Genomic DNA, 20,851 nt, shown 5'->3' with positions numbered 1-20,851 from the left:
CTGCGCGCCGCAAACAAGCGGCGCACGGCCCTGCACATTCATCCATCCCGGAGGAACAGCTGCCCCAACAGCAGCCATCCCATCCAGGATGCGGGGGATCCGGCTCCGCCGGTCCCCTCGCATCGCCCCCTGGGGGGCGCGCGCAAGCGCGTACGGGGGGGTCAATTCCTCTCGAGGTCCATATCAATACCGAGCGACCGGATTTCCTTGACCAGCACGTTGAACGACTCCGGCATGCCGGCATCGATCACGTGGTCGCCCTTGACGATGTTTTCGTACACCTTGGTACGGCCGTTCACGTCGTCGGACTTCACGGTCAGCATTTCCTGCAGCACGTACGAGGCACCGTAGGCCTCCAGCGCCCACACTTCCATTTCCCCGAAGCGCTGGCCGCCGAACTGGGCCTTGCCGCCCAGCGGCTGCTGGGTCACCAGCGAGTACGGGCCGGTCGAACGGGCGTGCATCTTGTCGTCGACCAGGTGGTGCAGCTTGAGCACGTGCATGTAGCCCACCGTGACCGGACGCTCGAACATCTCGCCGGTGCGGCCGTCGAACAGGTAGGCCTGGGTCTTGGAGTTGGCGAGCTTGAGGTTCTCGGCCACCTCGTCGGGGTAGGCCAGATCCAGCATGCCGCGGATTTCGGCTTCCGAAGCGCCGTCGAACACCGGCGTGGCGAACGGCACGCCGCGGCGCAGGTTCTGCGCCAACTCCAGCACCTCGTCGTCGTTCAGTTCTTCCAGCCGCGCCGGGGTGCCGGTCGAGTTGTAGACCTGGGCGACGAAATCGCGCACCTTGCCCATTTCGACCTCGCGCGCCTCGCGCAGCATCTCGTCGATGCGCTGGCCCAGGCCCTTGGCGGCCCAGCCCAGGTGGACTTCCAGCACCTGGCCCACGTTCATCCGCGACGGCACGCCGAGCGGGTTCAGAACGATGTCGACCGGGGTGCCGTCGGCCATGTGCGGCATGTCTTCCACCGGGGTGATCTTGGAGACCACGCCCTTGTTGCCGTGGCGCCCGGCCATCTTGTCGCCCGGCTGCAGCCGGCGCTTGACGGCCAGGTAGACCTTGACCATCTTCAGCACGCCCGGCGGCAGCTCGTCGCCCTGGGTCAGCTTCTTGCGCTTTTCCTCGAAGGCCAGGTCGAATTGGTGGCGCTTCTGCTCGATCGATTCCTTGGCCTGCTCGAGGGCGATCGCCGCGGCCTCGTCGGCCAGCCGGATGTCGAACCACTGCCAGCGGTCGAGCTCGGCCAGGTAGGACTTGGCGATCGCCGCGCCCTTGGCCAGCTTGCGCGGACCGCCGTTGACCACCTTGCCGATCAGCGTCTTCTCGATACGGTCGAAGGTGTCGTTCTCGACGATGCGCAGCTGGTCGTTCAGGTCTTGCCGGTAGCGCTTGAGCTCGTCGTCGATGATCGACTGCGCCCGCTTGTCGCGCACGATGCCTTCGCGCGTGAACACCTGCACGTCGATCACGGTGCCGACCATGCCCGAGGGCACGCGCAGCGAGGTGTCCTTCACGTCGGACGCCTTCTCGCCGAAGATCGCGCGCAGCAGCTTTTCTTCCGGGGTCAGCTGGGTTTCGCCCTTGGGGGTGACCTTGCCGACCAGCACGTCGCCCGCCTCGACCTCGGCGCCGATGTAGACGATGCCGGATTCGTCGAGCCGGCCAAGCTGGCCTTCCGACAGGTTGCTGATGTCGCGCGTGATTTCTTCCGAGCCGAGCTTGGTGTCGCGCGCCACGACCGTCAGTTCCTCGATGTGGATCGAGGTGTAGCGGTCGTCGGCCACCACGCGTTCCGACATCAGGATCGAGTCTTCGAAGTTGTAGCCGTTCCACGGCATGAACGCCACCAGCATGTTCTGGCCGAGCGCGAGCTCGCCCAGGTCGGTGGAGGCGCCGTCGGCCAGCACGTCGCCCTTGGCGATCACGTCGCCGCGGCGCACCACCGGCCGCTGGTTGATGTTGGTGTTCTGGTTGGAACGGGTGTACTTGATCAGGTTGTAGATGTCGACGCCCACCTCGCCGGCGACGTTTTCGTCGTCGTTGACGCGGATCACGATGCGTTCGGCGTCGACGTAGTCGACCAGGCCGCCGCGCAGCGCCTGCACGGTGGTGCCCGAGTCGACCGCCACGGTGCGCTCGATGCCGGTGCCGACCAGCGGCTTCTCGGGCCGCAGGCAGGGCACGGCCTGGCGCTGCATGTTCGAGCCCATCAGCGCGCGGTTGGCGTCGTCATGCTCCAGGAACGGGATCAGCGAGGCCGCCACCGACACGATCTGCGACGGCGCGACGTCCATGTAGTGCACGTTCTCGCGCGCGGTCAGCATGGTCTCGCCGGCCTGGCGGCAGGCCACCAGGTCGTCCACGAAGTGGCCTTCGTCGTCCAGCGTGGCGTTGGCCTGCGCGATCACGTAGCGGCCTTCCTCGATGGCCGACAGGTATTCGATCTGGTCGCTGACCTTGCCGTCGACCACCTTGCGGTACGGCGTTTCCAGAAAGCCGTATTCGTTCAGGCGGGCGTACAGCGCCATCGAGTTGATCAGGCCGATGTTCGGGCCTTCCGGCGTTTCGATCGGGCACACGCGGCCGTAGTGGGTCGGGTGCACGTCGCGCACCTCGAAGCCGGCGCGTTCGCGCGTCAGGCCGCCCGGGCCCAGGGCCGAGACGCGGCGCTTGTGCGTGATCTCGGACAGCGGGTTGGTCTGGTCCATGAACTGCGACAGCTGGCTCGAGCCGAAGAACTCCTTGATCGCGGCCGAGATCGGCTTGGAGTTGATCAGGTCGTGCGGCATCAGGTTCTCGGCCTCGGCCTGGCCCAGGCGCTCTTTCACGGCGCGCTCGACGCGCACCAGGCCGGCGCGGAACTGGTTCTCGGCCAGTTCGCCCACGCAGCGCACGCGGCGGTTGCCCAGGTGGTCGATGTCGTCGATTTCGCCGCGGCCGTTGCGCAGCTCGACCAGCACCTTGATGGTGGCCAGGATGTCCTCGTTGGTGAGGGTCATCGGGCCGGTGATGTCGTTGCCGCGGCCCAGCCGGCTGTTGACCTTCATGCGGCCCACGCGCGACAGGTCGTAGGTTTCCTCGCTGAAGAACAGGCGCTGGAACAGGGCCTCGACGGCTTCCTCGGTGGGCGGCTCGCCGGGGCGCATCATGCGGTAGATGGCCACGCGGGCGGCGGTCTGGTCGGTGGTCTCGTCCACCCGCAGCGTGTGCGAGATGTACGGGCCCTGGTCCAGGTCGTTGGTGTACAGCGTCTGGATTTCCTTGACGTTGGACTCGCGCAGCTTGTTGAGCAGGCTTTCGGTCAGCTCTTCGTTGGCGTTGGCCACGATCTCGCCGGTTTCCGGGTCGACCGCGTTGCGGGCCAGCGCGCGGCCCAGCAGGAAGTCTTCGGGTACGGAGATGCGCTCGGTGCCGGCGTTGACCAGGTCGCGGATGTTGCGCGCATTGACGCGCTTGTCCTTGGCGACGATGACGTTGCCCGACTTGTCGTTGATGTCGAAGCGCGCGACCTCGCCCTTCCAGCGGTCGGGCACGAATTCCATCAGCGCGCCTTCGCTCTGCAGTTCGAAGCGGTCGAACGAGAAGAACTCCGACAGGATGGTCTCCGGCGTCATGCCGATGGCCTTGAGCAGGATGGTGACCGGCATCTTGCGGCGGCGGTCGACGCGGAAGAACAGGATGTCCTTCGGGTCGAACTCGAAGTCCAGCCACGAGCCGCGGTAGGGAATCACGCGCGCCGAGAACAGCAGCTTGCCCGAGCTGTGCGTCTTGCCGCGGTCGTGCTCGAAGAACACGCCGGGCGAACGGTGCAGCTGCGAGACGATGACGCGTTCGGTGCCGTTGATCACGAACGAGCCGGTAGAGGTCATGAGCGGGATCTCGCCCATGTACACTTCCTGCTCTTTGACTTCCTTCACCGTGGGCTTGCTGGCTTCGCGGTCGAGCAGGACCAGGCGCACCTTGGCGCGCAGCGGCGAAGCGAAGGTCAGCCCGCGCTGCTGGCACTCGCGAACATCGAACGCGGGCTCGCCCAGCACGTAGCTGACGAACTCCAGCCGCGCCATCTGGTTGTGGCTGACGATGGGGAAAATCGACGAGAATGCAGCCTGCAGGCCTTCATCCTTGCGCTGCAGGGGTGGGGTATCCGCCTGAAGGAAGGTAAGATACGACTCCAGCTGGGTAGCCAGCAGAAAGGGGACGGTCTGCACGTCTTCGCGCTTGGCGAAGCTCTTGCGGATGCGCTTCTTTTCGGTGAACGAGTAGGGCATGAGCACTCCGACTCAGGTTGCGTGAACCGCGGGCGGCGGTCCTAAAATACGACTACGTCAAAACCCCGGCGCGCATAGGGGCAGGGCGCGCCGGCGCCGGGCTTCTCCCGGCGCGGGTTTCGGGTCCGCAGGCGTAGCGTCGCCACCTGCGCACCGGAAATCCGCGGGGCGGCACCGCTGGCGGCACCACCCTGTTACAGCCGATACAGCCGGAAACGGGCTCGAAAGCCCTTTTCCAAAACGCAAAAACCCGGAGGCCGATTCCGCCGGCCCCCGGGTGCCTGCTTCGGTCGAATTACTTGACGTCGACCTTGGCACCGGCTTCTTCGAGCTTCTTCTTGGCGGCGTCGGCGTCGGCCTTCGACACGCCTTCCTTGACGGGCTTCGGCGCGCCGTCGACCAGGTCCTTCGCTTCCTTCAGGCCCAGGCCCGTCAGTTCGCGCACGGCCTTGATGACGTTGACCTTGTTGGCGCCGATTTCGGCCAGCACGACCGTGAATTCGGTCTGCTCTTCGGCCGGGGCGGCAGCGGCGCCGCCGGCGGCCGGGGCAGCCACGGCCACCGCGGCGGCAGCGGCGGACACGCCGAACTTCTCTTCCAGGTCCTTGATCAGTTCCGACAGTTCCAGAACGGTCAGACCGGCGATCGCGTCGATGATTTCAGCTTTGCTAAGTGCCATTTTGTTTCAGGATTCCAAAAAAGTTTGATACCAGGTATGGGGTCGCTTCACGCAACGGCTTACGCCGCTTCCGCCTGCTTGTCCCGAACCGCAGCCAGGCCGCGGACGAACTTGGTCGGAACTTCGTTGAGCGTGCGCACGAACTGGGCAACGGGCGCCTGCATGGTGCCCAGCAGCTTGGCCAGCAACTCTTCGCGCGAGGGCAGCGAGGCCAGGGCCTTCACGCCTTCGGTGTCCATCAGGCTGTTCGGCAGTGCGCCGCCCTTCAGGACCAGCTTGTCGTTGGTTTTGGCGAAATCGGACAACAGCTTGGCCGCGGCGACCGGATCGGCGCTGATCCCGTAGATCAGCGGACCGACCAGCTGCTTGGACAACCCCTCGAAAGGGGTGCCAGCCACGGCGCGGCGTGTCAGCGTGTTTTTCAGGACACGCAGGTAAACGCCCGATTCACGTGCTTGCTTACGCAGTACGGTGACGGCAGCGACGTCCAGACCACGATATTCGGCGATCACGATCGACTGAGCCTTGGCGACTTCCGCCGAGACCTCTTCGATCACCGCCGATTTCTCTTGACGATTGAGACTCACGGTTTGAACACTCCATCAAATGACGCCGGGAGCGGACTCCCTGCGTCGACCGAACGCGGCGAACCTGGTCGATTTCTTTTTGGATGAAAAGAACTCTTCCTGGGACCGCCGTCTGCGCTGGATCCGCGCGCCGGGCAGGACGGCATGCCGCCTGCCCTTTGCCGCGGGATTAAGCTCCGGACGCCCGTCGTGTCTTGCTGCGACACGCCGCGCGCCTTCGCTCCAGCGGTCTTTGACAGCTGTGCCGAACCGGTTGCCCGGCCGCGGCACGGCCCAAAGTCTGTCTTGCTATTGCTTACTGCTGCGCCTGCTGGCTGGCCGTCAGGGACGACTGATCCACGCGGATTCCGCCGCCCATCGTGGACGACACCGCCAGCTTGCGCAGGTAAATGCCCTTGGCCGAGGCCGGACGGGCCCGGTTCAGCGCGTCGACCAGCGCCAGCAGATTGGTCTGCAGCTGTTCGACGCCGAACGAGGCGCGGCCGATCGTGGCGTGGATGATGCCGGCCTTGTCGGTACGGTACTGGACCTGGCCCGCCTTGGCGTTCTTCACGGCCGTGGCGACGTCGGGGGTGACCGTGCCGACCTTCGGGTTCGGCATCAGGCCGCGCGGACCGAGGATCTGGCCCAGCGCGCCGACCACGCGCATCGTGTCGGGCGACGCGATCACCACGTCGAAATCGATCTGGCCGCCGCGGATGCGCTCGGCCAGGTCTTCCATGCCGACGATGTCGGCGCCCGCAGCGCGCGCCGCTTCGGCCTTGTCGCCCTGGGCGAACACGGCCACGCGCACGCTCTTGCCGGTGCCGGCAGGCAGCACCACCGAACCGCGCACCAGCTGGTCCGACTTCTTGGCGTCGATGCCAAGCTGGACGGCCAGGTCGATCGACTCGTCGAACTTGGCGGTGGCGGTTTCCTTGGCCAGCGCCAGGGCTTCGGCCACGGGGTAGAGCTTGGTGCGGTCGATCTTCGCGCGCAGCGCGGCGATCCGCTTCGACTGACGTGCCATGATTACAGGCCCTCCACCGTGATGCCCATGCTGCGGGCGCTGCCGGCGATCGTGCGGACCGCGGCGTCCATGTCGGCCGCCGTGAGATCCGGCTGCTTGGTCTTGACGATTTCCTCGACCTGGGCGCGGGTCAGGCTGCCCACCTTGTCGGAATGCGGCTTGGGCGAGCCCTTCTGCACGCCGGCCGCCTTCTTGATGAGGATGGTCGCCGGGGGCGACTTCATCACGAAGGTGAAGCTCTTGTCGGCGAAGGCGGTGATCACCACCGGAATCGGCAGGCCCGGCTCCATGCCCTGGGTGCGGGCATTGAAGGCCTTGCAGAATTCCATGATGTTCAGCCCGCGCTGGCCCAGCGCCGGGCCGATCGGGGGGGACGGATTGGCTTTACCAGCTGGCACCTGCAGCTTGATGAAGCCGACGATTTTCTTCGCCATGTTCAGCTCCTTTCGGGTTCATGCGCATGCCGCACGCGGCATGCTCCCCGGGGTTTTCGGCCGGAAATTCCGGTGGAGACCGGAAAACCGGGCGGCGCGGGCCGTGGCGCGCCGTCCGGCAGCAATGGATCAGGGTTCGGGGATTCCGGATCGTGGGGATTCAGGACTTCTCGACCTGGCTGAAATCGAGTTCGACGGGGGTCGACCGGCCGAAAATGGTGACCGACACGCGCAGCTTGCTCTTTTCGTAGTTGACGTCTTCGACGTTGCCGTTGAAGTCGGTGAACGGGCCCTCTTTGATGCGGACCATCTCGCCCACTTCGAACAGCACCTTGGGACGCGGCTTTTCGACGCCCTCTTCCATCTGCGACAGGATTTCGTCGACTTCCTTCTGCGAAATCGGCGTCGGACGGTTGCCCGAGCCGCCCACGAAACCGGTTACCTTGGCGGTGTTCTTCACCAGGTGCCAGGTGTCGTCGGTGAGATCCATCTCGACCAGCACGTAGCCGGGAAAAAAACGGCGCTCGGTGATGGACTTCTGGCCGCCCTTGACCTCGACCACTTCCTCGGTAGGCACCAGGATGCGGCCGAACGAGGTTTGCAGGGCAGCGCGCTCGATGCGCTCGGTAAGCGCCCTCTGCACGCTCTTTTCCATGCCCGAATAGACATGGACGACGTACCAACGCTTGCTCATCGTTTCCCTTTCCGCCGTGTTATTTCCACCCGAGAACCAGGCCGTACAGCACCCACTCGATGGATTTGTCGGTGATCCACAGGAACAATGCCATCACGACCGCGAACGCGAACACCGCGCCGGTGGTCTGGATGGTTTCCTTGCGGGTAGGCCAGACGACCTTGCGGGTTTCCTGCTGCGCATCCTGCGCGAACGCGATCAGGCGGCGGCCGGGTTCGCTGAACCACGCGATGGCCAGCGCCACGACGATGCCAGCGATCAACACGCCGAGGCGGACGACCAGGGGGCTCGACGACAACACTTGGAAGCCCGCCAGGCCGGCGACGAACACGACGATGGCCAGGCCGACCTTGATGCGGTCGGCGGGGCTTGATACGGTTTCGACGTTTTGATTCGACATCTTTTCGTCCGGGCAGCGCCAGGGAAGCCCTGGCGACCGCGGTGCGTGCGTAATTTCCCAGGGACCGCTGGCTACCACCGGCATCCCGAAAGCCCGGATCGGTACCCGCGAGCTCCGGGGGAAGTGGCAGGGGAAGAGGGAATCGAACCCGCAACCTTCGGTTTTGGAGACCGACGCTCTGCCAATTGAGCTATTCCCCTAAAAACCTATGGCGCTACCCGTGGGCAGCGCCTGCTTTTGGCGCAGTGCTGTCGCAGCACCACTTGACAGTATACCCTTCTCCGCTTACCGCCGCCCCACCCAGGGTGCCGCGGATCCGGCTTTGCCGGTCCGCCAGCACCGCCCTTGGGGGACGCGCGCAGCGCGTACGGGGGGCCTACCTCAAGCGATGATCTTGGCAACCACGCCGGCGCCGACGGTGCGGCCACCCTCGCGGATGGCGAAGCGCAGGCCTTCTTCCATCGCGATCGGCGCCAGCAGCTTGACCGTGATCGACACGTTGTCGCCCGGCAGCACCATTTCCTTGTCCTTCGGCAACTCGATCGTGCCCGTCACGTCCGTCGTGCGGAAGTAGAACTGCGGACGATAGCCGTTGAAGAACGGGGTATGGCGGCCGCCTTCTTCCTTCGACAGCACGTACACCTCGGCCGAGAACTCCGTGTGCGGCGTGATCGAACCCGGCTTGGCCAGCACCTGGCCCCGCTCGACGTCTTCACGCTTGGTGCCCCGCAGCAGGATGCCCACGTTGTCGCCCGCCTGGCCCTGGTCCAGCAGCTTGCGGAACATCTCCACGCCCGTGCAGGTCGTCTTGGCGGTGTCGCGGATGCCCACGATCTCGATTTCTTCGCCGACCTTGATCACCCCGCGCTCGATACGGCCCGTCACCACCGTGCCGCGGCCCGAGATCGAGAACACGTCTTCCACCGGCATCAGGAACGCCCCGTCGACCGCGCGCTCCGGCGTCGGGATGTAGCTGTCCAGCGCCGCCGCCAGCTGCAGGATCGCCTGCTCGCCCAGCTCGCCCTTGTCGCCTTCCAGCGCCATCCGCGCCGAGCCCTTCACGATCGGCGTGTCGTCGCCCGGGAAGTCGTACTTCGACAGCAGTTCGCGCACTTCCATTTCCACCAGTTCCAGCAGCTCGGCGTCGTCCACCAGGTCCGCCTTGTTCAGGAACACGATGATGTACGGCACGCCCACCTGCCGCGACAGCAGGATGTGCTCGCGCGTTTGCGGCATCGGGCCGTCGGCCGCCGACACCACCAGGATCGCCCCGTCCATCTGCGCCGCGCCCGTGATCATGTTCTTCACGTAGTCCGCGTGGCCCGGGCAGTCCACGTGCGCGTAGTGCCGCGTTTCCGTCTCGTATTCCACGTGCGCCGTGTTGATCGTGATCCCGCGCGCCTTTTCTTCCGGCGCCGCGTCGATCTGGTCGTAAGCCTTGGCCTCGCCGCCGAACTTGTTCGACAGTACCGTCGTGATCGCCGCCGTCAGCGTCGTCTTGCCGTGGTCGACGTGCCCGATCGTGCCCACGTTCACGTGCGGTTTCGTGCGTTCAAACTTGCCTTTTGCCATGGCTGACTCCCGCCTGGATGCCTGCTTTAGTACTGGAATGGTTCTGGAAAACTGGTGCCCATGACGCGGATCGAACGCGTGACCTCTCCCTTACCAAGGGAGTGCTCTACCACTGAGCCACATGGGCGGAATTCGGTACTGCCAACTGCCGGAACTGCCGACTGCAACTGGAGCGGGTGAAGGGAATCGAACCCTCGTCATAAGCTTGGAAGGCTTCTGCTCTACCATTGAGCTACACCCGCCTACCCTGCATAACCAGGGCCGCCGAAGCCGAAAACACTTCAAACCGCCTGCGGCCGCGCCTGGGCCGGCCGCAAAAATCCTTCACTGGTGGAGGGGATTGGATTCGAACCAATGTAGGCGCAAGGCCAACAGATTTACAGTCTGCCCCCTTTAACCACTCGGGCACCCCTCCGCCGGAGAACTTGAAATTATGAAGGAACCGCAAACGGGAGTCAACTTCCCGCTTCGGCTTCCCGCCGGACCGCCATTCTACGTATATTCCAGGTTCCGCGAGCGCGGCCGGACGGCCCGGCCGCGCCGCCTTCCCCACCTTCGTTGCGAATTCCTGCCATGCTCCAAGACACCATCGTCATCGCCCGCGCCGGCGGCCCCGAAGTACTGACGCCCGCGCGCCGCCCCGTGCCGGAGCCCGGCCGCGGCCAGGTCCTGATCCGGGTCCGCGCGGCCGGCGTCAATCGGCACGACTGCGGCCAGCGGGCGCGCGGGCCGAACAACCACGAATCCGACATTCCCGGCCTGGAGGTGGCCGGCGTGGTGCAGGCGGTGGGCGACGAGGTCGTCGGGCTGGAACCCGGCACCGAGGTGTGCGCGCTGATCAACGGCGGCGGCTATGCGCAATACGCACTGGCCGAGGCGCCGCTGGTGATGCCGATGCCGGCCGGCTTCTCCGACGAGGAAGCTGCCGGCGTGCCCGAGGTGGCGTTCACCACCTGGTACAACATGTTCTTCGTGGCCACGCTGAAGCCGGGCGGGCGGGTGCTGATCCACGGCGGCACCAGCGGCGTGGGGGTATTCGCGATTCAGCTACTGACGGCGCTGGGCCATCCGGTGTACGCCACCTGCGGCACCCCGGAAAAGGTGGACCTGGCGACGCAGCTGGGCGCACGGCACGCTTTCAATTACCGCAGCGAAGACTTCGCCGCGCAGCTGAAGGCCGACGGCGTGGCGATCGACGCCGTGCTGGACATGTCGGGCGGCCGCTACATGGCGCAGAACCTCGACGTGCTGGCCTACGGCGGGCACATCGTGCACCTGACCACCGGCACCGCGGCCGCCACCCCGGTTCCCCTGGGCGCCGTCATGCAGAAAGAGGCCCGCGTGACCGGGTCGCGGCTGCGGCCGCTGCCGCTGGCGCGCAAGATCGAGGTGGCGCTGGCGCTGAAGTCGGTCGCCTGGCCGCTGCTGGGCAATCGCATCCGGCCGCTGGTGCACCGCGTATTCCCGCTGGCGCAGGCGGCCGATGCCCATCGCTATCTTGAGTCCGGCGACAGCTTCGGCAAGCTGATCCTGAAGCCGTAGAGCAAGCCCATCCCGGGCAGCTTGCGGCGGCTCCTCTCCCAGGGGGCGGCGCTGGCGGACCGGCGGAGCCGGGGCCGCGGCGACCCGGGGTGGAGCGCAGGCCGTTGGAGGTCGTTTAGCAGAGTTTGGAGTTGTGCGCCGGCAACATTGATAAGATCTTTGTCCCAGCTCCCAGGAAACCTGCCGTCGTGACCGATAGTGAGCGTTATCTGTTCCGGCCGTTCGGCAATGCGCCCGACGGACTGCCCCGGGATCTGCTGCAGCACGCCGGGCCGCTGCTGACCGCGCTATTGCGCGGCCACGTGCCGATGCTGGTGTGCGACGCGCGCCAGCCGGGGCTGCCCGTGGTGTTCGCCAATCCGGCCTTCAGCCGGCTGACCGGCTATGCCTGCGAGGACATCGTCGGGCGCAACTGCCGCTTCCTGCAGGGCCGGCAGACCGACGCCGGCTCCATCGGCGCCATCCGCCATGCGCTGGAAACCCGCCGCGAGATCGGGCTGGACCTGCTCAACTACCGCCACGACGGCAGCCCTTTCTGGAACCGGCTGTTCATCGCGCCGGTGTTCGGCGCGGCCGGCGAACTGCTGTATTTCGTTTCGCTGCATTCCGACGCCACCTGGCTGCAGCCGCCCGGCGAAACCGTCGGCCCGCGCGCGCTGGACGACGCCGCCTGGGACATCGCCGCCCAGCGGCTGGCCGAGGAAACGCTGCGCGAACACCGCGCGCGGATGGACGCGCTGGTCAACCAGGCCGCGGTCGGCATCGTGCAGACCGACATCGACGGCAAGATCCTGATGGCCAACCGTCGTTTCTGCGAGCTGGTCGGGCGCCCGGAAGACGCCTTGCTCGGCCTGCGGCTGATGCACCTGTCGCTGCCCGAGGATTACGAGCTGAGCCGGCAGCGCTACCAGGCCATGCTGGAAACCGGCGAGCCCTATTTCATAGAGAAGCGCTACGTACGGCCCGACGGCACGCCGGTCTGGGTCAGCTGCCACGTATCGCTGCTGCGCGACGACGCCGGCCGCCCGCGCTGCACCAGCATCGTGGCCACCGACATCGGCGCGCGCAAGCGCGGCGAGCTGCGCCAGACGGCGCTGTTCGAGCTGGGCGACAAGCTGCGCAACCTGCGCGATTCGCGCCACATCGCGGCGGCGGCCGCGCAGACGCTGTGCCGGGTGATGGCGGTGTCGCGCGCCGGCTACGGCGAAGTCGACGCCGAGCAGCGCGCCATGCTCATCGAGCCGGGCTGGATGGCCGGACAGCCGGCGCCGCTGGCGGGCCGGCACCGGCTGGCCGACACCCCGCTGCTGTCGTCCGACCTGCAGCGCGGCACGACGGTAGCCATCGCCGACGTCGAGCTGGACCCGCGCACCGCCGCGGATTCCGCCGGCCTGCGCGCGCTGGGCATCCGTTCGATGCTGTACGTGCCGCTGCTGGAGAACGGCCGCCTGAGCGCGGTCCTGTTCCTGCACCATGCCGTGGTACGCGGCTGGGACCCCGAGGAGCTGGACTTCGTGCGCGCCGTGGCCGACCGCAGCTGGGCGGCGATCCGGCGCGCCGGCGCCGACGCCGCGCTGCAGCGCCTGAACGAAACCCTGGAACAGCGGGTGGCCGAGCGCACCGCCGACCGCGACCGCATCTGGCGGCTGTCGACCGACGTGATGCTGACCGCGGCCTTCGACCTGACCATCCAGGCCGCCAACCCGGCCTGGAAGACGGCGTTCGACTGGTACGAAAGCGAACTGATCGGCGCCAGCCTGCTCGATTTCGTCCATCCCGACGACGTGGCGCTGACGCGCATCGAGATGCGCCGCCTGACGCTGGGCCAGCACAGCCTGCGCTTCGAGATCCGGTGCCGCCACCGGCAGGGCGCCTACCGCTGGATTTCCTGGCGGGCGGCGGCCGACGAGGCCGGCATCCACGCCGTGGGCCGCGACGTGACGGCCGAGCGCGAGGCGGGCGAGGCGCTGCGGCGCGCCGAAGAGCAGCTGCGCCAGGCGCAGAAAATGGAAGCGGTGGGCCAGCTGACGGGCGGCATCGCGCACGATTTCAACAATATCCTGCAAGGCGTGATCGGGCCGCTGGACCTGATCCGCCGCAGCATCGAGCTGGGCCGCACCGCCAACCTGGGCCGCTTCATCGATACCGCGATCGCCGCCGCCCACCGCGCCGCGGCGCTGACCCACCGGCTGCTGGCCTTTTCGCGGCGCCAGTCGCTCGACCCCAAGCCGATCGACCTGGGGGCGCTGGTCAGCTCGCTGGAAGACCTGTTGCGCCGCACGCTGGGCGAGCGGATCGTGCTGCAGACGGCGTCGCAGGAAGGGCTGTGGCACGCGCTGACCGACGCCAACCAGCTGGAGAACTCGGTGCTCAACCTGGTCATCAACGCGCGCGACGCGATGCCGGCCGGCGGCCGGCTGACCATCGCCACCGCCAACGTGCGCGCCGGCTCCGACCCGGCGCTGCGGGACGACGGCATCGAGGCCGGCGACTACGTGATGCTGTCGGTGGCCGACACCGGCACCGGCATGCCGCCCGAAGTGGTCGAGAAGGCCTTCGACCCTTTCTTCACCACCAAGCCGATCGGCCAGGGCACCGGGCTGGGCCTGTCGATGATCTACGGCTTCGCCAAGCAATCAAATGGCCACGTGCGCATCCACAGCCGGGTCGGCGTGGGCACCGAGGTGCGCCTCTACCTGCCGCGCTGCGAGCCGGAGCCGCCAGCCCGTCCGGCCGAGCCGCCGGTCGTGGAGGCCGCCGCCGCGCAGCCGCAGGGCGCCGGCGAAACCGTGCTGGTGGTGGAAGACGACCCGGCGGTGCGGATGGTGGTGGTGGAAGTCTTGCGCGGGCTCGGCTATGCCACGCTGGAGGCGGCCGACGGCGCCCAGGGGCTGGCGGCGATCGACGCGGCGCCGCGCGTGGACCTGCTGGTGACCGATGTCGGCATGCCCGGCATCAACGGGCGCGAACTGGCGTCGCGGGCGCGCCGCCTGCGGCCGGGGCTGGCGGTGCTGTTCATGACCGGCTATGCCGAGAACGCGCAGCTGCGCTCGGGTTTCCTGGAGCCGGGCATGGAAATGATCATCAAGCCGTTCGCCATCGACCACCTGGCCGCGACGGTGCGGGAGATGCTGGCGCACGCGCGGGGCTGACCGGGCCGGCGGCGCCGGTCGAGGAGCCGCTCGTCCGGCGGGCCGGGGCGGCGCGGCTCGCGCCTACGGATTCCTGGGCAGCACGCGGATGCCGTCGACCCGGGGCAGCACGGTGGCGGGCACTTCGACCCGTTCGCCGTCCTGGTCCAGCACCACGCCGTTGGCCCGGACCTCGGCCAGCCGGACGCCGTCGGCCAGTTGGCGCCCGACGGCGAAGGCGCGCGGCGGGCGGCCGTCGATCGCCAGCACGGCCGAGCCGTGCGGGCCGGCGGCGATGAGGCCGGCCACCGTGACCTGCACCTTGGCGCCGCCGCCGCCGAACCAGCGCGCCACCGGCTGCGTATCGGTGCGCGCGGCGGGGCCGGCCACCGCGGCGGGCGGCACCCGCGCCGGCGCCGGCGCCAGCAGGACGGCGCCCCAGACGCCCACGCCGGCAGCCAGGGCGACCAGCGCGATGCGCGATACCGCGGCGGGGGCATAGGGGGGAAGCGGCATGGAAACTCCGGTGGGCGGGTGCAATGGCGATGAAGCAATGAACATGCTATTTTGCGCCCACGATATGACAGAAACGCCTGCGTCATGAACTGTCATCAAACGCATTGATAATAACAGGCGTTTTTCCGATGGAGTTTATGCCGTGAGACCGTCCCGCCCCGCCCCCCGCCAACGCGAACGGGGTTTCACCCTCATCGAGATCATGGTGGTGGTGGTGATCCTGGGCATCCTGGCGGCGCTGGTCGTGCCGCGCGTGCTCGATCGTCCGGACCAGGCACGGGCCGTCGCCGCCCGCCAGGACGTGTCTGGCATCATGCAGGCCTTGAAGCTGTACCGGCTCGACAACGGCCGCTACCCGACCACCGAGCAAGGCTTGCGCGCGCTGGTCGAACGCCCGGCCACGGGCCAGGTGCCGCCCAACTGGAAGCAGTACCTCGAACGCCTGCCGTCCGATCCCTGGGGCAACCCTTATCAATACCTGAACCCCGGCGTGCACGGCGAGATCGATGTGTTCTCGCTCGGCGCCGACGGCCAGCCCGGCGGCGACAATGCCAATGCGGACATCGGCTCCTGGGAACTCTGACCGCGCGTCTTCCGCGTTCCACGCCTTGCCGCCGCGCCGCGCCAGCCGTACGGCGCCGCGCCGCGCCCGCGGCTTCACGCTGATCGAGCTGATGGTAGTGGTGGTGATCATCGGCATCGCCGCCACGATGGTCACGCTGCGCGCCTTCCCCGACCGCCGCCGCGGCCTGCGCGAAGACGCCGACCGGCTCGCCCGGCTGTTCGCGGTGGCGCAGGGCGAGGTGCGGGCCGACGGCCGGCGCATCGTCTGGCAGGCCGACGCCGACGGCTACCGTTTCGTGCGCCGCGCGCGCGCCGCGCTGCCGGGCAGCGTCACGCCCACCGAGGTTTCGCGCTCGGAATTCGACGTGTTCGCCCGCGACGAGCTGTTGCGGCCGCGCCGCTGGACCGACGGGCCGGTGCAGGTGAACCTCGACCCGCCGGGCGCGCCGGTGTTCACCGCGGAATGGATCGCGCCGCCGCTGACCATCGTGCTGCGCAATGCCGACGCGCAGGTGCTGATCGTGCGCGACGGATCGGGGCGCTATGCGGTGCAATGATGCCCTGCCGGCCCGCCGCAGGCCCGTCCACGCCCGGCGATGCGGCGCGCGGCCCGCGCGCGAACGCGGCTTCACGCTGGTCGAGGTGCTGGTGGCGCTGGCCATCGTCGGCATCGCGCTGGCCGCTGCCGTGCGGGCGGCCGGCATGATCGCGCAGAACAACGCGGCGCTGCGCGCCCGGTCGCTGGCGCTGGTGGCGGCCGAGAACCAGCTGGCCGAACTGCGGCTGCAGCGGGTGATGCCGGGCGCGGGCGTGCAGCGCGCGCCGTGCAACCAGGGCCGGCTGCAAATGGTGTGCGAAGAGGTATTCACCAACTCTCCGAACGGCAGCATCCGGCAGGTGGCGATCGTGGTCCATCCGGCCGCCGATCCCGACCGCACGCTGGTGCGGCTCAACGGCTTTTTGACAGCGTTGCCATGAAACGGAAGGCGCAAGGCTTCACGCTGATCGAGGTGATGGTGGCGATCGCGCTGATGGCGGTGGTCAGCATCATCGCGTGGCGGGGTCTTGAGTCCATCAGCAACCAGCGGCGCCTGCTGACTGTCGATGCCGACGATGTCGACGCGCTGCTGCGCATGCTGGGGCAGATGGAGCGCGATGTGGCGCTGCGCGCGCCCAACGACCTGCTGGCGCCGGACCAGGCCGACGGCCAGGACGACGACGGCGCCGCCTCGGCCACGCCCGCGACCGTGCTGCCCCAATCGCTGCGGGTGGTGGTGGGCGACGGCGCCGCCGCGCCGCCGGCCGTCGAGCTGATCCGCGCCGACCCTGCCGACCCGTCGGCCTGGCAGCGCGTGGTGTGGTCGCTCGACGGCGGCGTGCTGCGGCGGGCGGCCGGGCCGTCGTCGCGGCAGTATCCGATCCCGCCGGCCGGCCCTGGCGCGCCGATCCTGGCCGGCGTGCAGCGCTTCGCGGTGCGGATCTGGATTCCGGGCCAGGGTTGGATCGGCATGCCGTTTCCGGCTACCGGCGTGGCCGCCACCGGCATCGAACTGTCCGTCGAACGCGGCGCGGCCGGCGGCGGCGCCGAACGTTATTCGCGCGTGGTGGTGCTGCAATGACGCCGCCCGCGCGCCGGTCCGGAATGCGGCAGCCCGCGCGCCGCCGCCCTGCCGCGCGGCGGCCCGGGCGCGGCGCGGGCTGCCTGGCCCGGCGGGCGCACGGCATGGCGGTGATCAGCGCGCTGATCATCGTGGCCGCCGTGGCGGTGCTGATGACCGGGCTGTTCCAGCGCCAGGCCGCCGCGGTGCGCGCGGTGGAGAACGAACAGGCGCGCGTGCAGGCGCGCTGGCTGCTGCAGGGCGGGCTCGACTGGGCCCGCCTGGTGCTGCGCGAAGACGCGCGGCGCAACGCCACCACCCGGCTGGGCGAGCTGTGGTCCACGCCGGTGGCCGACACCCGCATCACGCAGCCGGGCGACGACCGGGTGGCCCTGTTTTCAGGACGGATCCAGGACGAACAGGGTAAATACAACCTGCGCAACCTGGCCCAGAACGGCGTGCCGCGCCCGGACGAGGTGGCGGCGCTGGAACGGCTGTGCGCGATGCTGGGACTGCCGGGGGTGCTGGCGCCGCGCATCGCGCTGCGGGTGGCCAGCGCGCAGTCGACGCCGGCGGCTACCGGGACCGAGGCCGGCGGCACGGGCGCGGCGGCCGGCCACGCGCCCACCGCGCCGATGATCCGCAGCGTCGACGAACTGGAAGGACTGGCGGACATCGACGAAGATGCCGTCGCGGCTTTGCGTCCTTATGTTACCGTGCTGCCGGAAACGACGGCCGTCAATGCCAATACCGCGCCGGCCGAGGTGCTGGCGGCGCGCGTGCCCGGGCTGTCCCTGGCGCAGGCGCGGGCGGTGACCGAACGGCGCGACGCGGGGGCGTGGTTCAACGACCGCGCCGATTTCGCCAATCGCCTGGCCGACCCCCGCATCACGGTCGACGACACGCAGATCGCCGTGGTCAGCAAGTGGTTCATGGTGTCGGGCACGGTCACGTTCGAGCGCGCGGTGGTCACGCTGAACGCGCTGATTTCGCGCGCCGACCAAAACAATCCAGTCGTGGTCTGGAAGAGGGAGATCGATTGAAGACGACGCTGCGCCTCGAATTGCCGGCGCTGCACGAGCTTGGCGCCGATTCGCCGGTCGCCTTCGCGCTGCTGGACCGCCAGCACGCCGTGCTGCGCAGCGGCGAACTGCCGCTGGCCGGCATCGCCGCGGGCCTGCCGCCGAGCCGGATCGAGGCCATCCTGCATCCGGGCGACGCCATCCTGGCCTCGGTGACGGTGCCGCCGCTGCCGCCGCACCGGATGGACGCCGCCGTGGCCGGCGCCATCGAGCCGATGCTGCTGGGCGATATCGAACAGCTCGCGGTGGCGCACGGGCCGCGCGCCGCCGACGGCACGATGGCGGTCGCGTGGGGCGTGCGCGAGGCCCTGGCCGGCGGGCTGCGGCAGCTGGCCGATTGCGGGCTGGCGGCCGACGCGCTGCTGCCGGCGCCGTTCGCGCTGCCGCTGGCCGACGGCGGCTGGACCGCGCTCGTGCGCGGCGGCCAGATCGTCGTGCGCACCGGCCCGCAGAGCGGCTATTGCTGGGCCATCGATCCGCTGGCGGCCGACGCCGACGAACCGGCGGCCGCCGCGCTGCGGCTGGCGGCCGAACAGGAAAACCCGCCGTCGATCGCATGGGTCGGCGCCCCGCCGCCCGGCTGGACGGCCCCGGCCGGCGTGGCCGCGTCCGGCCTGGACGGCGCGCAGCGCTGGCGCGGCACGGCGCCTGCCTGGTCGCTGGCCCTGCCCGCGCTGCGCCCGCGCCGCCAGGGCGGCTCGCGCTGGAAGCGGCCGCTGGCCTGGAGCGCCGCCGCCGCGGCGGTCTGGATCCTGGGCCTGAACGTGCAGGCCTGGCGGCTGGAGCGCGAGGAACGCGCGCTGCGCCAGCAGATGGCCGGACAGGTCAAGGCGGCCTTCCCCGACATTCCGGTCATCGTCGATCCGCTGCGCCAGGCCCAACAGGGCCGCGACGCGCTGCGCGCCGCCGGCGGCACGCTGGCCGACTCCGATTTCCTGCCGCTGGCCCTGGCCACCGCCAAGCTCCTGCCGCAGGCGGCCGGCAACCTCGCCACGCTGCGTTTCGCCGACGCCGAACTGCGCCTGCGCCTGGTCGACGCCGACATCGGCATGACCCGGCCCGCCGCGCCGGCCAGGCCGGCGCCCGGGCCCGCGCCGGCGCGCCGCTTCGGCCTGCGCAGCACCGCGCCGCAGCCCGCCCCGGCGGCCGCGCCGGCGCAGGCGGCCATCGATCCCGAAATCGTCCAGCGCGCGCAAACGCTGAACCTGCAGGTCGACCGCATCGACGGCGAATGGCGGATCCGGCCGGCCGTCGCCGGCGAGCCCGGCGCGCAGCGCGTCGGCCGCCTGCGCATCCAGCCCGGAGCGCCGCGATGAACGCCGCCGTCAGAGCCTCATGGCCGGCGGCGCTGCGCCGGCACGGCGCCACCGCCGCCCAGCGCTGGGCCCGGCTCGCCCCGCGCGAGCGTCTGCTGCTGGGCGTGGCCGGCGCGCTGGCCGGGCTGGCGCTGGTGTTCCTGGTGCTGATCGAACCGGCCTGGACCGCCACCCGCCGATTGCAGGCCGAACTGCCGCGGCTGCATACCCAGGCGGCCGCGGTCGATGCGCTGGTGCGCGAGGCGCGCACGCTGCGCCGCACGCCCACCGGCCGCATGTCGGCCGAGGAAACGCGCCAGGCGCTGGTCGACAGCCTGCGCCAGGCCGGCATCGAGGCGCGGGTCGAAGACGCCGGGCCCGACGTCTCGCAAACGCCCGGCGCGCTGCAGGTGGAACTCGACAACGTAGCGGCCGGCGCGCTGATGCAATGGCTGGAAGCGGTGCCGTCGCAGACGCGGCTCAAGCTGGCCGAGGCCGCGCTGGAGCGGCCCGCCGGCGACGACGGCCGGCTGCTGAACGGCAAGGCATCGGGCGAGCTGCTGTTCGTGCCGGCCACGCCGGAAGCGGGGCGTTGATGCGCGCGCTGTCCCGCTTCCTGCTGTATGCCGTCATCGCGCTGGCCGCCGCGCTGTGGGTGCTGCCGGCGCGCTGGCTGATCGTCGCGCTGCCGGCCGACTGGCCGCTGGCGGTGGCCGACGCCTCCGGCACCGTCTGGCGCGGCACCGCGCTGCTGGCGGTCGGCCCGCCCGAATCGCGCAGCACGCTGCCGGCGCCCGTCACGTGGCAGACCGGCTTCGCCGGCGGTTTCCACCTCGAGCTGCGCCACCCCTGGCTCGACGGCCCGCTGCAACTGCGCCCCGGCATCGGCGGCGTGGCGCTGTCGGGCCGCACGCTGAGCCTGCCGGCGGCGGTGCTGGCGCAATTCGGCGCCCCGTTCAACACGCTGCAGCCGGCCGGCCAGCTGCAACTGCGCTGGCCGCCGCTGCGGGTGGGCGGCCGCCTGCCCGCCGGCGAACTGCTGACCATCGACTGGAACGACGCCGCGACCGCGCTGTCGCTGCTGCGGCCCATCGGCCATTACCGCGTCGCCATCCGCGGCGAGAACGGCGATGCCGCCACGGTCGCGCTGTCGACCGTGAGCGGGCCGCTGGTGATGGAAGGCAAGGGCCGCTGGACGGCGCGTGCCGGCTTCAGTTTCAAGGGCGTCGCCCGTCCGGCGCCCGGTTCCTCCAATGAAGTACGCGCGGCGCTGCAAGCCGCCCTGTCCGCGCTGGGCCGCAGGTCCGGCGACGACTCAATCCTGCAAGTTGGCCGATAACATGATGCTGATGCCCATCGCCCCCCACCCTTTCCACCGGACGGCGCGCCGCCGGTCCGGCGCCAAGGCCGCCGCCGCGGCGATCGGCGCCTCCGCGCTGCTGGTGCTGGCGTGGCCGGCCCTGGCCGCCGCGCC

The 20,851-nt window shown here is 69.4% G+C and carries 19 protein-coding genes and 4 tRNA genes; 10 read left to right on the top strand and 13 right to left on the bottom strand.

Annotation, left to right across the window (positions count from 1 at the left end):
- Positions 1 to 161: 161 nt before the first annotated feature.
- The 12 genes from rpoB to ABD927_RS23275 all read right to left on the bottom strand — a co-directional run bounded on the left by rpoB (position 162) and on the right by ABD927_RS23275 (position 10,064).
- Positions 162 to 4,274, bottom strand: coding sequence for a DNA-directed RNA polymerase subunit beta (gene rpoB, locus ABD927_RS23330; RefSeq protein WP_345252286.1), 4,113 nt, complete (start codon positions 4,272 to 4,274; stop codon positions 162 to 164).
- Positions 4,275 to 4,569: 295 nt separating this feature from the next.
- Positions 4,570 to 4,953: a 50S ribosomal protein L7/L12 gene (gene rplL, locus ABD927_RS23325; RefSeq protein ID WP_345252285.1), complete on the bottom strand. Its 384-nt coding sequence runs from the start codon at positions 4,951 to 4,953 to the stop codon at positions 4,570 to 4,572.
- A gap of 59 nt (positions 4,954 to 5,012) precedes the next feature.
- A complete protein-coding gene (rplJ, locus tag ABD927_RS23320) occupies positions 5,013 to 5,540 on the bottom strand; it encodes a 50S ribosomal protein L10 (protein ID WP_345252284.1) in 528 nt (175 codons plus the stop codon).
- A gap of 295 nt (positions 5,541 to 5,835) precedes the next feature.
- A complete protein-coding gene (gene rplA, locus ABD927_RS23315; RefSeq protein WP_345252283.1) occupies positions 5,836 to 6,549 on the bottom strand; it encodes a 50S ribosomal protein L1 in 714 nt (237 codons plus the stop codon).
- Between the two features lie 2 nt (positions 6,550 to 6,551).
- Positions 6,552 to 6,983 (bottom strand): 50S ribosomal protein L11, encoded by a 432-nt coding sequence (gene rplK / locus ABD927_RS23310; RefSeq protein ID WP_345252282.1) that lies wholly within the window; start codon positions 6,981 to 6,983, stop codon positions 6,552 to 6,554.
- Between the two features lie 160 nt (positions 6,984 to 7,143).
- Positions 7,144 to 7,677 carry a transcription termination/antitermination protein NusG gene (nusG, locus tag ABD927_RS23305; protein WP_345252281.1) on the bottom strand — a complete coding sequence of 178 codons (534 nt, stop codon included), beginning with the start codon at positions 7,675 to 7,677 and terminating at the stop codon, positions 7,144 to 7,146.
- Positions 7,678 to 7,696: 19 nt separating this feature from the next.
- Positions 7,697 to 8,077, bottom strand: a complete 381-nt coding sequence (gene secE / locus ABD927_RS23300) for a preprotein translocase subunit SecE (RefSeq protein ID WP_345252280.1) — start codon at positions 8,075 to 8,077, stop codon at positions 7,697 to 7,699.
- A 124-nt stretch (positions 8,078 to 8,201) separates the two neighbouring features.
- A tRNA-Trp gene (locus tag ABD927_RS23295) sits at positions 8,202 to 8,277 on the bottom strand.
- A gap of 181 nt (positions 8,278 to 8,458) precedes the next feature.
- A complete protein-coding gene (gene tuf, locus ABD927_RS23290) occupies positions 8,459 to 9,649 on the bottom strand; it encodes an elongation factor Tu (RefSeq protein ID WP_345252279.1) in 1,191 nt (396 codons plus the stop codon).
- A gap of 52 nt (positions 9,650 to 9,701) precedes the next feature.
- A tRNA-Thr gene (locus ABD927_RS23285) sits at positions 9,702 to 9,776 on the bottom strand.
- Positions 9,777 to 9,817: 41 nt separating this feature from the next.
- Positions 9,818 to 9,891: transfer RNA gene (locus tag ABD927_RS23280), tRNA-Gly, on the bottom strand.
- A gap of 86 nt (positions 9,892 to 9,977) precedes the next feature.
- Positions 9,978 to 10,064: transfer RNA gene (locus ABD927_RS23275), tRNA-Tyr, on the bottom strand.
- A 158-nt stretch (positions 10,065 to 10,222) separates the two neighbouring features.
- Here ABD927_RS23275 and ABD927_RS23270 point away from each other — a divergent pair.
- Both ABD927_RS23270 and ABD927_RS23265 read left to right on the top strand, forming a co-directional pair.
- Complete coding sequence (locus ABD927_RS23270) at positions 10,223 to 11,191, top strand: NAD(P)H-quinone oxidoreductase (protein WP_345252278.1); 969 nt, start codon at positions 10,223 to 10,225, stop codon at positions 11,189 to 11,191.
- 188 nt (positions 11,192 to 11,379) lie between these two features.
- Entirely contained in the window at positions 11,380 to 14,343 is a 2,964-nt protein-coding gene (locus ABD927_RS23265) for a PAS domain S-box protein (RefSeq protein WP_345252277.1), read from the top strand.
- 63 nt (positions 14,344 to 14,406) lie between these two features.
- On the opposite strand, the gene ABD927_RS23260 is transcribed toward ABD927_RS23265, so the two are convergent.
- Positions 14,407 to 14,838, bottom strand: coding sequence for a hypothetical protein (locus tag ABD927_RS23260; protein WP_345252276.1), 432 nt, complete (start codon positions 14,836 to 14,838; stop codon positions 14,407 to 14,409).
- A 142-nt stretch (positions 14,839 to 14,980) separates the two neighbouring features.
- Between ABD927_RS23260 and gspG the strand changes: the two genes are divergently transcribed.
- From gspG to gspN, 8 genes are all read left to right on the top strand, one after another.
- Positions 14,981 to 15,421 carry a type II secretion system major pseudopilin GspG gene (gene gspG, locus ABD927_RS23255; protein WP_425570352.1) on the top strand — a complete coding sequence of 147 codons (441 nt, stop codon included), beginning with the start codon at positions 14,981 to 14,983 and terminating at the stop codon, positions 15,419 to 15,421.
- A 25-nt stretch (positions 15,422 to 15,446) separates the two neighbouring features.
- On the top strand, positions 15,447 to 15,959 hold the full coding sequence (gene gspH / locus ABD927_RS23250) for a type II secretion system minor pseudopilin GspH (RefSeq protein ID WP_345252275.1): 513 nt from the start codon (positions 15,447 to 15,449) through the stop codon (positions 15,957 to 15,959).
- On the top strand, positions 15,946 to 16,380 hold the full coding sequence (gene gspI, locus ABD927_RS23245; protein WP_345252274.1) for a type II secretion system minor pseudopilin GspI: 435 nt from the start codon (positions 15,946 to 15,948) through the stop codon (positions 16,378 to 16,380). Before gspH ends, gspI begins: the two co-directional genes overlap by 14 nt.
- Positions 16,377 to 17,021 (top strand): PulJ/GspJ family protein, encoded by a 645-nt coding sequence (locus ABD927_RS23240; RefSeq protein ID WP_345252273.1) that lies wholly within the window; start codon positions 16,377 to 16,379, stop codon positions 17,019 to 17,021. Before gspI ends, ABD927_RS23240 begins: the two co-directional genes overlap by 4 nt.
- Before the next feature lie 104 nt (positions 17,022 to 17,125).
- Positions 17,126 to 18,043 (top strand): type II secretion system minor pseudopilin GspK, encoded by a 918-nt coding sequence (gene gspK / locus ABD927_RS23235; RefSeq protein WP_345252272.1) that lies wholly within the window; start codon positions 17,126 to 17,128, stop codon positions 18,041 to 18,043.
- Positions 18,040 to 19,398, top strand: a complete 1,359-nt coding sequence (gspL, locus tag ABD927_RS23230) for a type II secretion system protein GspL (protein ID WP_345252271.1) — start codon at positions 18,040 to 18,042, stop codon at positions 19,396 to 19,398. Before gspK ends, gspL begins: the two co-directional genes overlap by 4 nt.
- Positions 19,395 to 19,973, top strand: a complete 579-nt coding sequence (gspM, locus tag ABD927_RS23225) for a type II secretion system protein GspM (RefSeq protein ID WP_345252270.1) — start codon at positions 19,395 to 19,397, stop codon at positions 19,971 to 19,973. The genes gspL and gspM overlap by 4 nt, the downstream gene beginning before the upstream one ends.
- Positions 19,973 to 20,716, top strand: a complete 744-nt coding sequence (gspN, locus tag ABD927_RS23220) for a type II secretion system protein N (protein WP_345252269.1) — start codon at positions 19,973 to 19,975, stop codon at positions 20,714 to 20,716. Before gspM ends, gspN begins: the two co-directional genes overlap by 1 nt.
- Positions 20,717 to 20,851 lie beyond the last annotated feature (135 nt).

It is taken from the genome of Pigmentiphaga soli (assembly GCF_039541095.1).
GTDB classification, from domain to species: domain Bacteria; phylum Pseudomonadota; class Gammaproteobacteria; order Burkholderiales; family Burkholderiaceae_B; genus Pigmentiphaga; species Pigmentiphaga soli.
Note: the sequence above shows the minus strand (reverse complement) of the source record. Positions and strands in the feature narration are given on the sequence as shown.

Bases quoted from the DNA above. Each gene is read 5' to 3' on its own strand.
- rpoB (WP_345252286.1), bottom strand. From the start codon at position 4,274: ATGCCCTACTCGTTCACCGAAAAGAAGCGCATCCGCAAGAGCTTCGCC.
- rplL (WP_345252285.1), bottom strand. From the start codon at position 4,953: ATGGCACTTAGCAAAGCTGAAATCATCGACGCGATCGCCGGTCTGACC.
- rplA (WP_345252283.1), bottom strand. From the start codon at position 6,549: ATGGCACGTCAGTCGAAGCGGATCGCCGCGCTGCGCGCGAAGATCGAC.
- rplK (WP_345252282.1), bottom strand. From the start codon at position 6,983: ATGGCGAAGAAAATCGTCGGCTTCATCAAGCTGCAGGTGCCAGCTGGT.
- nusG (WP_345252281.1), bottom strand. From the start codon at position 7,677: ATGAGCAAGCGTTGGTACGTCGTCCATGTCTATTCGGGCATGGAAAAG.
- secE (WP_345252280.1), bottom strand. From the start codon at position 8,077: ATGTCGAATCAAAACGTCGAAACCGTATCAAGCCCCGCCGACCGCATC.
- tuf (WP_345252279.1), bottom strand. From the start codon at position 9,649: ATGGCAAAAGGCAAGTTTGAACGCACGAAACCGCACGTGAACGTGGGC.
- ABD927_RS23270 (WP_345252278.1), top strand. From the start codon at position 10,223: ATGCTCCAAGACACCATCGTCATCGCCCGCGCCGGCGGCCCCGAAGTA.
- ABD927_RS23260 (WP_345252276.1), bottom strand. From the start codon at position 14,838: ATGCCGCTTCCCCCCTATGCCCCCGCCGCGGTATCGCGCATCGCGCTG.
- gspI (WP_345252274.1), top strand. From the start codon at position 15,946: ATGCGGTGCAATGATGCCCTGCCGGCCCGCCGCAGGCCCGTCCACGCC.
- ABD927_RS23240 (WP_345252273.1), top strand. From the start codon at position 16,377: ATGAAACGGAAGGCGCAAGGCTTCACGCTGATCGAGGTGATGGTGGCG.
- gspK (WP_345252272.1), top strand. From the start codon at position 17,126: ATGGCGGTGATCAGCGCGCTGATCATCGTGGCCGCCGTGGCGGTGCTG.
- gspM (WP_345252270.1), top strand. From the start codon at position 19,395: ATGAACGCCGCCGTCAGAGCCTCATGGCCGGCGGCGCTGCGCCGGCAC.
- gspN (WP_345252269.1), top strand. From the start codon at position 19,973: ATGCGCGCGCTGTCCCGCTTCCTGCTGTATGCCGTCATCGCGCTGGCC.